The 12,788-nt window shown below is 48.6% G+C and carries 13 protein-coding genes; 3 read left to right on the forward strand and 10 right to left on the reverse strand.

Annotation, left to right across the window (positions count from 1 at the left end):
* Positions 1 to 46: 46 nt before the first annotated feature.
* From ACTJJS_RS05350 to ACTJJS_RS05365, 4 genes are all read right to left on the reverse strand, one after another.
* Positions 47 to 400 carry an anti-sigma factor family protein gene (locus ACTJJS_RS05350; RefSeq protein ID WP_440662767.1) on the reverse strand — a complete coding sequence of 118 codons (354 nt, stop codon included), beginning with the start codon at positions 398 to 400 and terminating at the stop codon, positions 47 to 49.
* A gap of 17 nt (positions 401 to 417) precedes the next feature.
* On the reverse strand, positions 418 to 999 hold the full coding sequence (locus ACTJJS_RS05355; protein WP_440662768.1) for an RNA polymerase sigma factor: 582 nt from the start codon (positions 997 to 999) through the stop codon (positions 418 to 420).
* A 133-nt stretch (positions 1,000 to 1,132) separates the two neighbouring features.
* The gene (locus ACTJJS_RS05360) at positions 1,133 to 2,251 is read right to left on the reverse strand and encodes a zf-HC2 domain-containing protein (RefSeq protein ID WP_440662769.1); all 1,119 of its coding nucleotides are present in this window, start codon (positions 2,249 to 2,251) and stop codon (positions 1,133 to 1,135) included.
* On the reverse strand, positions 2,244 to 2,813 hold the full coding sequence (locus tag ACTJJS_RS05365; protein WP_168868974.1) for an RNA polymerase sigma factor: 570 nt from the start codon (positions 2,811 to 2,813) through the stop codon (positions 2,244 to 2,246). The genes ACTJJS_RS05360 and ACTJJS_RS05365 overlap by 8 nt, the downstream gene beginning before the upstream one ends.
* 91 nt (positions 2,814 to 2,904) lie before the next feature.
* Between ACTJJS_RS05365 and ACTJJS_RS05370 the strand changes: the two genes are divergently transcribed.
* Positions 2,905 to 3,681 (forward strand): C40 family peptidase, encoded by a 777-nt coding sequence (locus ACTJJS_RS05370; RefSeq protein WP_440662770.1) that lies wholly within the window; start codon positions 2,905 to 2,907, stop codon positions 3,679 to 3,681.
* An 87-nt stretch (positions 3,682 to 3,768) separates the two neighbouring features.
* Here ACTJJS_RS05370 and ACTJJS_RS05375 read toward each other — a convergent pair whose 3' ends face one another.
* From ACTJJS_RS05375 to ACTJJS_RS05385, 3 genes are all read right to left on the reverse strand, one after another.
* Positions 3,769 to 4,308 (reverse strand): inorganic diphosphatase, encoded by a 540-nt coding sequence (locus tag ACTJJS_RS05375; protein WP_440662771.1) that lies wholly within the window; start codon positions 4,306 to 4,308, stop codon positions 3,769 to 3,771.
* A gap of 234 nt (positions 4,309 to 4,542) precedes the next feature.
* Positions 4,543 to 5,022: a DUF4878 domain-containing protein gene (locus tag ACTJJS_RS05380; RefSeq protein ID WP_168868972.1), complete on the reverse strand. Its 480-nt coding sequence runs from the start codon at positions 5,020 to 5,022 to the stop codon at positions 4,543 to 4,545.
* A gap of 248 nt (positions 5,023 to 5,270) precedes the next feature.
* The gene (locus ACTJJS_RS05385; protein WP_168868971.1) at positions 5,271 to 6,233 is read right to left on the reverse strand and encodes a PhoH family protein; all 963 of its coding nucleotides are present in this window, start codon (positions 6,231 to 6,233) and stop codon (positions 5,271 to 5,273) included.
* Between the two features lie 448 nt (positions 6,234 to 6,681).
* Between ACTJJS_RS05385 and ACTJJS_RS05390 the strand changes: the two genes are divergently transcribed.
* Positions 6,682 to 9,333, forward strand: a complete 2,652-nt coding sequence (locus tag ACTJJS_RS05390; protein ID WP_440662772.1) for a PAS domain-containing sensor histidine kinase — start codon at positions 6,682 to 6,684, stop codon at positions 9,331 to 9,333.
* An 8-nt stretch (positions 9,334 to 9,341) separates the two neighbouring features.
* The gene (locus tag ACTJJS_RS05395; RefSeq protein ID WP_343746848.1) at positions 9,342 to 9,734 is read left to right on the forward strand and encodes a response regulator; all 393 of its coding nucleotides are present in this window, start codon (positions 9,342 to 9,344) and stop codon (positions 9,732 to 9,734) included.
* On the opposite strand, the gene rpe is transcribed toward ACTJJS_RS05395, so the two are convergent.
* The 3 genes from rpe to thrC all read right to left on the reverse strand — a co-directional run bounded on the left by rpe (position 9,712) and on the right by thrC (position 12,769).
* Complete coding sequence (gene rpe, locus ACTJJS_RS05400) at positions 9,712 to 10,380, reverse strand: ribulose-phosphate 3-epimerase (RefSeq protein ID WP_262888714.1); 669 nt, start codon at positions 10,378 to 10,380, stop codon at positions 9,712 to 9,714. The two genes, ACTJJS_RS05395 and rpe, sit on opposite strands and share 23 nt — an antisense overlap.
* Positions 10,381 to 10,442: 62 nt before the next feature.
* A complete protein-coding gene (locus ACTJJS_RS05405) occupies positions 10,443 to 11,450 on the reverse strand; it encodes a tetratricopeptide repeat protein (protein WP_440662773.1) in 1,008 nt (335 codons plus the stop codon).
* Between the two features lie 23 nt (positions 11,451 to 11,473).
* Positions 11,474 to 12,769: a threonine synthase gene (gene thrC / locus ACTJJS_RS05410; protein ID WP_440662774.1), complete on the reverse strand. Its 1,296-nt coding sequence runs from the start codon at positions 12,767 to 12,769 to the stop codon at positions 11,474 to 11,476.
* Positions 12,770 to 12,788: the final 19 nt, after the last annotated feature.

Consider the following 12,788-nt stretch of genomic DNA (forward strand, 5'->3'; position numbering starts at 1 on the left):
AGAAGTTTAACCCTGACAGTTCTCCTGTTTTCAAATCCTCCGGAACTTAATGTTTTACTGCAAAATGATATGCCCAGAATATCGCCAGTACCAGGAAAATGATACAAAGGATGATAACGGCAAGGGATATATAATTTTCCGTTTTCCTGCGGGTGCGGTATTTCTTCCGTAATTTTTTCAGGAGGTCCCATTTCATTTCGCTGATCCACACAGGGATTTTTTCCTTGTCTTTGATGTTGGACAGGCCTTCCAGAGCTTCACTGCAAAATTCACAATCAGTCAGGTGCATTTCCACTTCATGCTGTTCTTCCGCAGACAGCTTGCCCTGCACGTAGTCCAGTAGCTGCTGTTGTGTGGGACAGCCCGTAGTGACAAATATATCATTGAAATGCTCGTTCATATCGTATTTGATGCAAATTAACGCTTGTTTGCGCGTTGTTGTTTTTCCAGTATTAATTTGAGATTACGTTTACCATTCTGGATATAGCTTTTTACCTGTAACAGGCTGTAACCGGTCTGTGAGGCTATTTCCTGATAGGACTTCTTTTGCAGGTAGAAGAGCTCTACGCAGATTTTCTGTTCCGGGCTCAGAAAAGCCAGGGCCTGTTCCATGTTGTTAAGCATCAGGTCTTTTTCCTGATGCGACTGTTGGTCTTCCGGATCAGCGGCCAGTTCCCCGGCATGTTTATCGGTAATCTCTTCCCGGTATTTCAGGTGATGCTGCCGTAGCTGCATGAGGCAGTAGTTTTTCGCTACCTGGTATATCCAGGCGCGAAAAAACTGTATCTCATGTTTATTGACGTCAGATAATACCTTTAGAAAGATCTGTTGCACGGCGTCGCGTGCATCTTCTTCGTTTTTCAGGTATTTCATGCACATACCCAGTAATAACAGGGCATAGCGGTCAAAAAGCACACCTATCCATTCACTGTTTTGATCAGTTTTGAACCGTTGCAGTAACTCCTGGTCTGTCAGTTGTTGTATCGCTGGATTATTCACAGGCTAAAAAGAATGCTGCCTGTAAGATGCAGACAGCGCTAAATTCCACAAAAATACGAATTACAAATATGTATTCACTTGCAGACTTGGCTACAAGACAAACTCCAATTCGTAATTCGTAATTTATAATTGATTACATGCTGTCCAATGCCTGTTGCGCGTTGTTTTTGAGAGAGCCGTCCATCCGTATTACTTCACGGAAAAACCGGCGCGCTTTATTCATTTGTCCTTTGCTGCGGTAGCAGATAGCCAGCTGATAGGTGGCCATCTCGGCGTATTTGCCGGAGCTATTGGAGGCAATCCGTTTGTACCTGTCAATAGCTTCGCCGAGGTTGCCTTGTTGTTGGTACACCATGGCAGCTTTATAGAGGTATTCGTCGCTGTTAATAGGCTCAGCGGCGGGAGGGGCTTCTTTTTTAGGCTGCGGTGCCGGTTCTTTGACTTCCTGTTTAGGCGCAGGTTGGGGTTCCGGCTTTTTGTCGTCGCTGTCATTTCCCTTTTCCTTGTCTTTTTTCAGGGAATCCTGTTGTTTCTGAAGGGCCTGGGCCTTGCGGATGCTGTCGGCGGCATGTTTTTTCTGCTGTGCTTTCAGTGCAGCGGCTTTGGCTTTGGCGATGGAGTCTGCAGCGGTGGGGCGTGGCGGCGCCGGGGAGGCCGGCGTGGCCGTTGTGGCGGCAGGCTTGGTGGCCGGAGTGACGGTGGCAGGGGTGGCGGCTGTCTGCCGACCGGGCGCCGGCGCTGGCTGTTCAGATGTTACAATAGGCTGATTGGTCACTTCTCCGGAAGGGGGAGTGGCCGTGTTCGAGTCTTTTGCGGCAGGCTGGGCGGCCGCCAACATACGGGGCGGCGGCGGTGGCTGGTTGCGCAGGTGGCCGCGTAATACGTACACGCTGGCTACGCCGATCACCAAAAAGGCGATCAGCCAGAAATATACCAGCAGGCTTTCCTTGGTCTTTTCCTTTTTGGTGTACTGCGCTACCTTATGGACATGAGACACCGGTTGTATACTATCATGTATAAAACGCTGGAGCTTTCCGGTCAGGTCCTGGTATTGCTCGTTGCCGGTTTCCTGTTCCAGCGCCTGTAGCGCGCCAAAACACAGGTCGCAGTCGGCAAGATGTTGCTCTACGAGGTGTTTTTCAATATCTGTCAGCCTCCCTTCCATATAGCGGGGCAACTGATCTTTACTAAGACAACGGATGCCGGAAAATACCTTTAAAATTTTTTCATTGTTTGGTTTACTACTAAACATATCCCTGATTCATATATAGCTTGGCAAGTTTTCCCTTGGCTGCTTTCAGCTGGTTCCTCAGTTTTTCACGTGTGATTCCCATGGCAGCGGTCAGATCGGCAAAGCTTTTATTATCAATATAGAACTGCGTTATCAGATCACGGTCGTCGGCATTCATCCGCTGAAGGGCCTGTTCCAGCCTTACGGCCAGGTCCTGGCGGTCAATAATATTGGTACCTGCTTTTTCGACTTTGTTCTCAATATGCAAAAGGTCCCTGCCATCCCGTGACGGGTAGAAAGGGATATTTTTGTCAGGATTAGTGAAATATCCTTTCTGTATATGCAATATCCATTCGTTGGCTTTGTAGATCGTCTGGGTTTTGAGACTGGCGCTGAGCCGTTGCAAAAGGGTGGGAAATACGATGTTGGGGTCTGGCTTGGGGGCTTTATCCAGATAAGGCAGTGTAATGGCAACCAGTAAATGACTATACCTGTCCATTAGTACACCTTCTGCTTCCCGGTCTTGTTTCCGGGCACGGGATATAAGTTCCTTGTCTGCTAAATTGGTTAACTGTTGGTGCATAAACTTAATACTCTATATTTACGTATAAAAGCGGAAAAAGTTCATTCAGACGCGAGATTATTGAATTAAAAAACGGAATTATACAATTAATATGCCATACGCGATCGTTGTTGTGCCTGTAGCACCCCTTAGGGCCACCGCCGCACACAGAAGTGAAATGATTTCCCAGCTGCTTTGGGGCGAAGGTGTGGAGATCATCAACACTGCCCCCGACGGATGGGTGGAAGTGGTGAACCAGTATGACGGTTATATCGGCTGGGCTTCCCAGTCTCACCTCGAAGAAGTGTCCGACGAGATATACCAGGCCCCGGCTACCCACTATCTGCCGGAATGGAACAATGAAATCCTGCTCAACGGTCAATCTATGATCGTTCCCTTTGGTTGTTTGTTGAAAGGGTATACCAACCTTTCCGCAAAATGGGGAAATACACAGGTGACTTTACTGGAAAAACCACACGCGCTGCCTGCAGCTGGCGCTCCTGTCAATACGAAACATCTGCTGGCAGATGCTATGAAATTTCTGAATACGGCTTATCTCTGGGGCGGCAGGAATGTCTTTGGGGTGGATTGCTCCGGTTTTGTACAAAATGTATTTAAACTGTCCGGGATACCTTTGCTTCGTGATGCGTCTCAACAGGCTACACAGGGTGCCACGGTTGATTTTCTGCAGGAAGCCAGGCTGGGGGACCTTGCCTTTTTTGATAATCCTGAAGGAAGGATCACGCACGTGGGACTGTTGCTCAATGATCATGAGCTCATCCACTCTTCCGGTAAGGTACGCATAGATCCGATCGATAACCAGGGCATCATTAATGCTGATACCCACGTCAGGACGCATCAGCTGCGGATTATCAAAAGACTTTTCTAAAACTTCCGGATTTGTGATGTTGGAATTTGGGGAGATGTCAAAACAACACCTGAAATTCCAACATCAAAAATCCGAAAATTGATTTATTTAGCTCTGTTTGAAGATTTTTCTGTAATCTTCAAAGCTCTGGTTAATGATCTGTTCAGCTTTCTTCTTGTTCTGGAACTCTTCCACGATCACTGATTTTTTCTCCAGTCTTTTGTACTCTTCAAAGAAGTGTCTCATCTCATCGATAAAATGAGGAGGCAGTTCAGAGATATCATTGATGTGGTTTACGCTCATATCGTTAGCTGCTACAGCGATGATTTTGTCATCCGCCTCGCCGCCGTCTATCATCTGCATAACACCAATTACTTTGGCTTCAACGATGCACATCGGCACACACTCCACCTGCGACAGTACCAGGATGTCCAGCGGATCATGGTCATCGCAGTAAGACTGGGGAATGAAACCATAATTGGCAGGGTAGTATACAGAGGAGTATAAAACGCGGTCCAGCTTCAGCAAGCCGCTTTCTTTGTCCAGTTCATATTTGGCACGGCATCCCTTTGGAATCTCGATAATGGCATTTACGATGTGTGGTACCTCAGACCCGGGACTCACACTGTGCCAGGGATTTGTCATCATAATAGTCTACTTTTCTGCTTTTAAGGTTTATTGTTCAATATTGTATTAATGTTTGAAAAGTGAATACAGTATTCACTTCACTTTTCATGAAGATATGGTCAGTGGTTTCCCTCGTTGGCCTTTGGAAATCAATCACCCCTGCCCATTCATGCATCGGCAAAATTAAGGCAACTGATGGTTAATAGCTAAAAATTATCCCTTTCTTACGCAAAAAAGCGCAGAAAGCGGCAAAAATCATTTAACTGCAGGAACTCCCATGCCGCCGGCAGTGGTGTCCGGCGTTAGTACAGTAGTGGAGTCCAGGCCCTGGCTGGCCGGGGGAATATAGTTAGGTATGATACTTTCAAATGTCAGTGAAATTTTCCATTGACCGCTTTCCTTTACCAGCTGCAGGATTTCCTGCTGGTTGGCGGAGGAATTCTGAATGGTCACGGAAGCTTTGTTGCCGTTTTCTTCTACGCCAACAACTTCTATTTTAGCCTTCCGGATTTTTTCCCTTTCCGCATCGCTGCGGCGGCCGTCAAAAATGGAGTAAATCTGTATTACCTGTTGAGACTCTTTGGTGGCATAATCTCTGGCCTGGTCGAAGTTCGAATCCTGTATAGCGTGCATAAACGCCAGCGCTACCTCTTGAGGGGTGGCCCGTTTCTTACAGCTGCTCAGCAGCATCAATCCCATCACTGCCAGTGTCAGAATTCGACGATAATTGGTCATGCGGTCGATAATTATTATATCAGAACAAAAATAGGGTTAAACATTCAAATCTGCAAAGTACTATCACCGCAATGCTGAATCACAGGCTTCCGAACTGAATTATCCCCTTAAAAAACCAGGTAACTTACTGCAAAGACCGTTAAAAAAGCGTTAATATTCAAAAAATTTTTCATTTAGTCATTTATAAATTAAGGCGTAATAATTCAAGCCTTTCAATTTATAAATGACTAAATGAAAAAATTCGTCAATTATCCTTCTCTCTCTTTATCTGCGTCATACGCCCGGATAATGGCCTTCACCAGGCGGTGGCGCACCACGTCTTCTTCATCCAGCTCTACAGACCCGATTCCGTCGATATTACGCAGGATACGGGTGGCTTTTTCAAGGCCCGATTTCTGGTTCTTCGGCAGGTCGATCTGGGTGAGGTCGCCGGTGATGATAGCTTTGGCGGAGGCACCGATACGTGTCAGGAACATTTTGATCTGCAGGTCGGTGGCGTTCTGCGCCTCGTCCAGGATAATAAAGGAATTATCCAGGGTACGGCCGCGCATATAAGCCAGCGGCGCTATTTCTATGACACGGTTGGTCATATAGTAGCTCAGCTTTTCTGCCGGGATCATATCGTCCAGCGCATCATACAATGGCCGCAGATAAGGATCAATTTTTTCTTTCAGGTCGCCGGGCAGGAACCCCAGGCTTTCACCTGCTTCCACCGCCGGACGGGTAAGAATGATTTTTTTAACAGCTTTGTTTTTTAATGCACGTACCGCCAGTGCTACCGCCGTGTAGGTTTTACCCGTACCCGCCGGCCCTATGGCAAATACAATGTCATTTTTGTCCGCCAGTGCGACCATTTTTTTCTGGTTGGCTGTACGGGCCCGTACTGTACGGGCATTCGGACCAAATACCAGCACCTCGTTAGGGTTACGGTCGCTGAAATGATCAACTGCCGTTCCCTCTTCATCCCCCAGGATCTGCTCAAAGTAATTCTCTGTCAGATTACCATTACGTTCGAGATATTTTACGATTTGACTGATTTTTTCCTCCGCCGTGGCCACTTCTTCCGGTGCCCCACTCAATTTTAACTGGGTACCCCTGGACAGGATCTTCAACAGTGGGAATTTTTTCTTCAGCAAATCCAGTTTTCCGTTGTTAACACCGAAAAACTCAATGGGATTAATACTGTCTAAGTTAATAATGGATTCAGTCAATGATTCAACGATTTAAAGTCCGGGAAATTATTCAAAATTCTCACTCCTAATATAGGAATTTAAAGACAACCTGGAGAGCAGTATTGTTAAGCAATCACTAAATTCTGTGATCATTTTGCTCGAAACGCTTCCACTTTTCACGCTCAGGTTCCCCTAATAATCAGAACTTCATTAATTGATATTTTATTTTACTTTATTTGTAGCTCCGGCTCTGCCGGAAAATGAACGCAAAGATATTGATCAATCAACAAAATCTGAAAACTGAAAATCCACAACTGGTGGATAATTCCCTGAACAACAGGCACTACCGGTAAATAGTCCGTTTTGAAAAACACGGAAAATCATGCCGGAAGTTGTACCTTTTAGTATTGTAATGACGCTTTTTTGTCATATAATGTCTATTTTGAGCTTAAATACACAACGATCTTAGAATCCCGCTAGTAATTAAATGAAGGACGTTATGCTGGAACAGCATTACCGGCATCTGCAGCATTTGGAAGCTGCCATCAATGCCTGCGCATTGTCTGTGAATCTGGATGCCGCTGAATGCATTACTACCCTGAATCCGCGAATGGCAAACGCTTTGCAGCAACCACCGGAACTCACCACCGGACGCTACTTCAGGGAATTGCTCTTGCCCGCCGATGAAAAACAGTGGGTCCGGATCTGGCAACAACTACAGACCGGACAATCCATACAAGAGCAAATCTGCTTTCTGCTGCATGATGGGAACACCCAGCTGTGGCTGGAATCAGCTATCTATCCGGTAATGGGCAACGATGGACTCCTGCAGGAATGCCTCCTTGTAGGCCTCGACATCACCGACCGTAAACTGCCCGAACTTCGGGTCATGGAAGACGAACAATATTTCCGCCAGATACTCGAAAACCTCCCCGTCGGCCTCCAACAGTTCGAACCGGACGGCACCTGCGTGGAGATGAACAGCCGCCAGCGCCAGATATGGGGCCCGCAACACGCCTTCCTTAATAATCCGGAATATAAATGGCTGCAAGACCCGTTCTACCGCCTCAACGGCCTCGCCCGCATGTTTGAAGAGGCCCGCGATACAGGCAAAACACTGAAACGCGAAATCCTCCTCAACTACGCGGAAAAAAACTATGGTAACGTTACCCGCCTCTTTCCGCTGTACTATGAAGCCACCATCTTCCCGGTGACAGACCGTCACAGCAGAATGGCCAACTACTTCCTCATCCTTGATGACATCACGGAGAAAAAGGTAGCAGAAATCAGCCTCCAGAAAAGCGAAAGACTGCTCGACAATATCATCGAAAATCTACCCATCGGCTATATCCAGTTTGACAACTTCGGCTTTATCCGCCGCATCAATCAAACACAAAGATTTTTCTTTAATTCCCCGCACCCCGCGGCCCGTCGCAATTTCAACGTCATGAACGACGACCTGGCCACCCGTTTTGAACTGGACAAACTGTTCCTCCGGGCACTCGAAGAAGGAAAACCGCTGCGCGTGGAAAAGAAAATAGATTTCAGCCAGGATGAACGCTGGACCACCGTCGGCCGCGAAGTATACTTCGACCTCACCGTCTTCCCGGTAATTGAACCGGTGGACAAAGAGATGATCGTGGTTGCGCTGGTAAACGATATCACCGATAAGAAAGTACAGGAACTGGAGAATATTAAAAACCAGGAATTCCTGCTGCAAACAGGCGAAATAGGAAAAATCGGCGGATGGGAAATGGACCTCGACACAGAAGAAGTCCGCTGGTCTTACGAATCCTATAAAATACACGATGTGGAACCGGATACGCCGGTCAACTACCGCACAGCGATGAGCTTTTTCTCGCCGGAATCCCAGCCGGTATTGGAAGGACTCGTAAAACAATGTATTGAGACCGGCAAACCGTTCGATGCACAGCTGACCATCATCTCCGCCAAACAACAAACGAAAAGAGTGCGTTGTATCGGCCAGCCCGGATATGATAACGGCAGGCATACACGCCTGTTCGGCGTAGTGCAGGACGTAACGGAACAATCGGCCATTAGGGAGGCGTTGACCCGCAACACGGAACTGATGCGTCTCTTCTTCGACACGGTAGACATGGGCTACGCTGCCATGGAGAAAGATGGCAAGCTCAATTTCCTCAATCAGAAAGCCGAAAAAATGATCGGCCAGAAAGTGGAGATGGGCAGCAATATTTTCGAAGTGTTCCCCAAACTGTCGGGCACCGTGTTTTACGCACGCCTGCAGGAATGCATTCAGCAGCAACAATCACAATCTTTCGGTATTTATTTCCCTAAACCGGACAAATGGTACGACTTCCTCCTGACGCCCATGCAGGACGGCGGTATCTCGGTCTTCATGCGCGACATTACAGAAAGCCGCAAAATGCAGAAAGACCTGCGCAAAGCCAACGATCAGCTGTCCAATCTTAACAAAAACCTGGTCAACCAGAACAAACAACTGGAAGACTTCGCCCATATTACTTCCCATAACCTGCGTGCGCCCATCGCCAACCTGCGCGCGCTGATGCAGATGCATAACGAAGCCTCGTCCCAGCAGGAAAGAGAACTGTACCTGGGCATGTTGCATGAGGTGATCAAAAAAATAGATGAAACGCTCAACGACCTGGTGGAGGTGGTGCAGATACGGAAAGACGTGAATGTGGAGAAAGAAAAACTGTTGTTCGCGGAGCGGGTACAAAAAGTGAAAGATATTCTGTTGGTAGATATTGAAACCAGTAACATCAAAATTACCTATGATTTTGAGCAGGCGCCGCAAATAGAGTATCCGCGGGTGTATCTCGACAGTATCCTGCAGAACTTCATTACCAATGCAATCCGTTACCGTTCACCCGAACGGGAGCCTGAGCTGCATCTACAGACATTTAGGGAGAACGATTACATCGTGCTCACGGTGCAGGACAATGGCATTGGTATCGATATGGAACGTTTCGGTAACAAGCTGTTTGGCTTCCGGAAAACCTTTCACCGTAACAAGGATGCGAAAGGCATCGGGTTGTTTATCACCAAAACACAGGTGGAGGCAATGGGTGGAAGTATCAAGGCAGAAAGCAGGCCGGGACAAGGAACCAAATTTATTATTACATTTAGGCCGGAATAATCCCTTTTATGAAGCTGATCAATATGATTTTTATAGTAGACGACGACCCAATTCACCAGCAAATTGCTAAAATCATGATAGAACGGCAGGGGATATGCACCAATATCAGGGTGTTTTCAGATGCGCAGGATGTATTGGACCATATCCGGCAGCATGCAGATAAGGTGGAGGAGCTGCCCGACCTTATTCTGCTGGACCTCAATATGCCGATTATGGATGGCTGGGAGTTTCTGGACGAATACAGTGTTTTCCATGACCAGCTGCCCAAACAAATCCGCATCTTCGTGCTGACTTCTTCCATTGATGAGAAAGACAAAGAGCGTGTCCGTCACTATCCGGTGGTAAATGGCTATCTTACCAAACCCTTGTCCAAAGAGATTATTGACCACCTCTCTGCTTAAGTGCTGCTATTGTTTTTTCGGGATCTGCTGAAGCAAAAATGGAGCTGCCTGCCACCAGCACGTTGGCGCCTGCCTGCACCAGCTGGCCGGCATTTTCTATACTGATACCGCCATCTACTTCTATCAGGGCTGTTGCCTGGTTGTCTTTGATCAGTTGCCGTACCTGCCTTATTTTCTGATAGGTTTGTTCAATGAATGTTTGTCCGCCGAAACCCGGATTAACGCTCATCACCAGCACCACATCTATATCACGTATCACGTTTTCCAGCACCACTGCCGGCGTATGTGGATTAAGGGCCACACCGGCTTTCATGCCCAGGCTTTTTATCTGCTGGATATTGCGGTGCAGGTGTATGCAGGCTTCTGCATGTACTGTAAGGATATCTGCGCCGGCTTTTTTGAATTCAGCGGCATATTTCTCCGGTTCTTCAATCATCAGGTGTACGTCGCACGGTTTGCGAGCCACCTTTTTGATCTGCGCGATCACCGGCAGACCGTAGCTGATATTGGGCACAAAACGGCCATCCATTACATCCAGGTGAAACCAGTCAGCTTCGCTGCGGTTCACCATTTCCACTTCTTTCCCCAGTTCAAGGAAATTGGCCGCCAGTAAGGACGGCGCTATCATTACAGGAGCGTTTTCCAATAGTAATCAGTTTTATATGCTAAATGTAAGCATTGCGAAGGACATAAACGCGGCTGGCCCGCTTAGCGGCTCAGCCGTTGCATGGCTTCTTTTGCTTCTTTAAAATCTTTCCGGAAAGACGCTGCTTTCGCATAGTCGTCTATCGCCTCTTTTTTATTGCCCAGCTGTTCCTGGCAGCGGGCCCGCTGATAGTAGGCCTGTGCATCGGTAGGAGCGGCCTTGGCTGCCAGATTATAGAAATTGTACGCTTCTTTCCATTGGTTCCTGCTGCTGTGGATATTGCCCAACGCCATGTAAGCGGGTGCAAACCCCGGATCGGCCACGATGCATTTCCGGTAGGTGTTCATGGCGGCGTTGGTGTCGCCCATTTCTTCCTGTACCTGTCCGGCATCGTAGAGGGGAGCTGCATTGAGCGAGTCCTGGTGCCACGCTGCTGTATAATAACGTACGGCTTCCGGAGTTTTGCGGGCACGCAGCAGGTCGGCCAGTTCCATCACGGCTTCGTATTCTGCATGCGGGCCGGCGGCGGCTACGGCTGCTTTCAAATGTTCAATGGCGGCCGTAGTGTCATGACGGTCTTCTGCCATACGGGCTTTCAGGTAGAAAGCTTTGTCCTTTCCTTCGGCGGTGCCGGCCAGCACGTTGGCCAGGCTGTCTGCCTGTGTGACATGTTTGTTCTCCAGCATGGCCGTGGCCAGCTTGTACTGAAGATACGTATAGGTGGGAGCGTTAGCCAGCGCTTTGCTGAAATAAAGCTCTGCTTTGTCGTAGTGGCTCTCCAGCAGTGCCGCTTCTCCGGCGCCTGCCCAATAGTCGGGGTTGGCCGGCTTCAGGCTGGCTGCTTTTTCAAAGTCGGCCTGCGCAAGATTCGGATTTGTATTGAACAGCAGTAATGCGCGGCGGTAATACAGCGCGTCCTGGTCCGGGAAATGTTGGATAGAATCAGTTACCGGCCGGATAATATCGCTGTACAGCACAGAGTCGGCGCCAGCCTGCTGTTCGGGCTTTTTGTGGTCATTGTTGCAGGCCACGACGCCAGCCATGGCCACGAGGATAGGTAAATATTTCATACGCCGCCAAAACTAAGAAATCCTTAGCGCATTAACCAGTTTTTGAACGCGTCGTAATCTGCCGGCAGGAGCGTGGCGTTTTTTTCCCTGCCATAGAGCGACATCACGCGGGGCGGTGTATGAATTTCGTCACGCACGGCTTTGGGCGCGGTGTCTTCAAACTTCACGGGATGTGCTGTTTCCAGGAATACGCCGGTCAGCTCAGGTGCATTAGCAAGAAACTGCTGCAGGCCCAGATAACCCACGGCGCCGTGAGGGTCCAGCATATAATGGTGTTCTTTCCATACCTGTTCCATGGTGCGAGCAGTGTCTTTGTCCGTGTATGCGTAAGCGGTGAATTTTTCTTTTAATGCCGGCAGGCTGTTGCCAAATAACTGTAATACCCGTACGAAATTGCTGGGGTCGGCCACGTCCATGGCGTTGGACAGGGTAGGTACCGCTTTGCCCGGTTCGTACCGGCCGTTTTGCATGAATCGGGGCACGGTATCATTGACGTTGGTGGCGGCAACAAAATGAGATACCGGCAGCCCGATGGCGGCGGCCATCATACCGGCGCAGATATTACCGAAGTTACCGCTGGGCACGGCGAACACCAGCCGCGGATGGGCGGCTTTCATCTGTTTGTAGGCCAGGAAATAATAAAACATCTGCGGCAGCCAGCGGGCCACGTTGATGGAATTGGCGGAGGTGAGCTGCCGGTGCGACTGTATGTCTGCATCCAGGAAAGCACTTTTCACCATACGCTGGCAGTCATCGAAAGTGCCCTGTACTTCCAGCGCACGGATATTGCCGCCGAGGGTGGTCAGTTGTTTTTCCTGTAAGGTGCTTACTTTTTTGGAAGGGTAGAGGATGACCACATCTACGCCGGGAACATTATAAAAACCACTGGCCACGGCGCCGCCGGTGTCGCCGGAAGTAGCTACCAGCACGGTGACTGGCCGACTGCTGCTACGCCGGAAGTACCCGAGGCAACCAGCCATGAAGCGGGCGCCTACGTCTTTAAAGGCGAGGGTGGGGCCGTGAAAAAGCTCCAGGGCGTAAGTGTGACCGGTGACCTTTTGTATCGGAAAAGGAAAATGCAGTGTGTCGTTCACAATCTTTTTCAGTGCGGCTTCTGGTATCTCATCGCCGATAAACGGACGGATCACTTCATAGCCGATCTCCTGGTCCGTATAGGTATGCAGGTGAGTAATAAATTCCGGGTCCAATGAAGGGATCTGCGCGGGAAAGTATAATCCTCTGTCTGGCGCAATGCCTTGTATAACGGCGGTTTCGAATGATGCTTTGTGCTGTGCGTCCTGTAAACTATAATACTGCATGCGATTTGGATTGGTGAAA

Origin of the sequence: Chitinophaga sp. 22308, assembly GCF_052045305.1 — a bacterium.
Classification (GTDB): Bacteria; Bacteroidota; Bacteroidia; order Chitinophagales; family Chitinophagaceae; genus Chitinophaga; species Chitinophaga varians_A.

Bases quoted from the DNA above. Each gene is read 5' to 3' on its own strand.
- ACTJJS_RS05350 (WP_440662767.1), bottom strand. From the start codon at position 400: ATGAACGAGCATTTCAATGATATATTTGTCACTACGGGCTGTCCCACA.
- ACTJJS_RS05395 (WP_343746848.1), top strand. From the start codon at position 9,342: ATGAAGCTGATCAATATGATTTTTATAGTAGACGACGACCCAATTCAC.
- ACTJJS_RS05365 (WP_168868974.1), bottom strand. From the start codon at position 2,813: ATGCACCAACAGTTAACCAATTTAGCAGACAAGGAACTTATATCCCGT.
- ACTJJS_RS05405 (WP_440662773.1), bottom strand. From the start codon at position 11,450: ATGAAATATTTACCTATCCTCGTGGCCATGGCTGGCGTCGTGGCCTGC.
- ACTJJS_RS05380 (WP_168868972.1), bottom strand. From the start codon at position 5,022: ATGACCAATTATCGTCGAATTCTGACACTGGCAGTGATGGGATTGATG.
- ACTJJS_RS05390 (WP_440662772.1), top strand. From the start codon at position 6,682: ATGAAGGACGTTATGCTGGAACAGCATTACCGGCATCTGCAGCATTTG.
- ACTJJS_RS05375 (WP_440662771.1), bottom strand. From the start codon at position 4,308: ATGATGACAAATCCCTGGCACAGTGTGAGTCCCGGGTCTGAGGTACCA.
- ACTJJS_RS05360 (WP_440662769.1), bottom strand. From the start codon at position 2,251: ATGTTTAGTAGTAAACCAAACAATGAAAAAATTTTAAAGGTATTTTCC.
- ACTJJS_RS05370 (WP_440662770.1), top strand. From the start codon at position 2,905: ATGCCATACGCGATCGTTGTTGTGCCTGTAGCACCCCTTAGGGCCACC.
- thrC (WP_440662774.1), bottom strand. From the start codon at position 12,769: ATGCAGTATTATAGTTTACAGGACGCACAGCACAAAGCATCATTCGAA.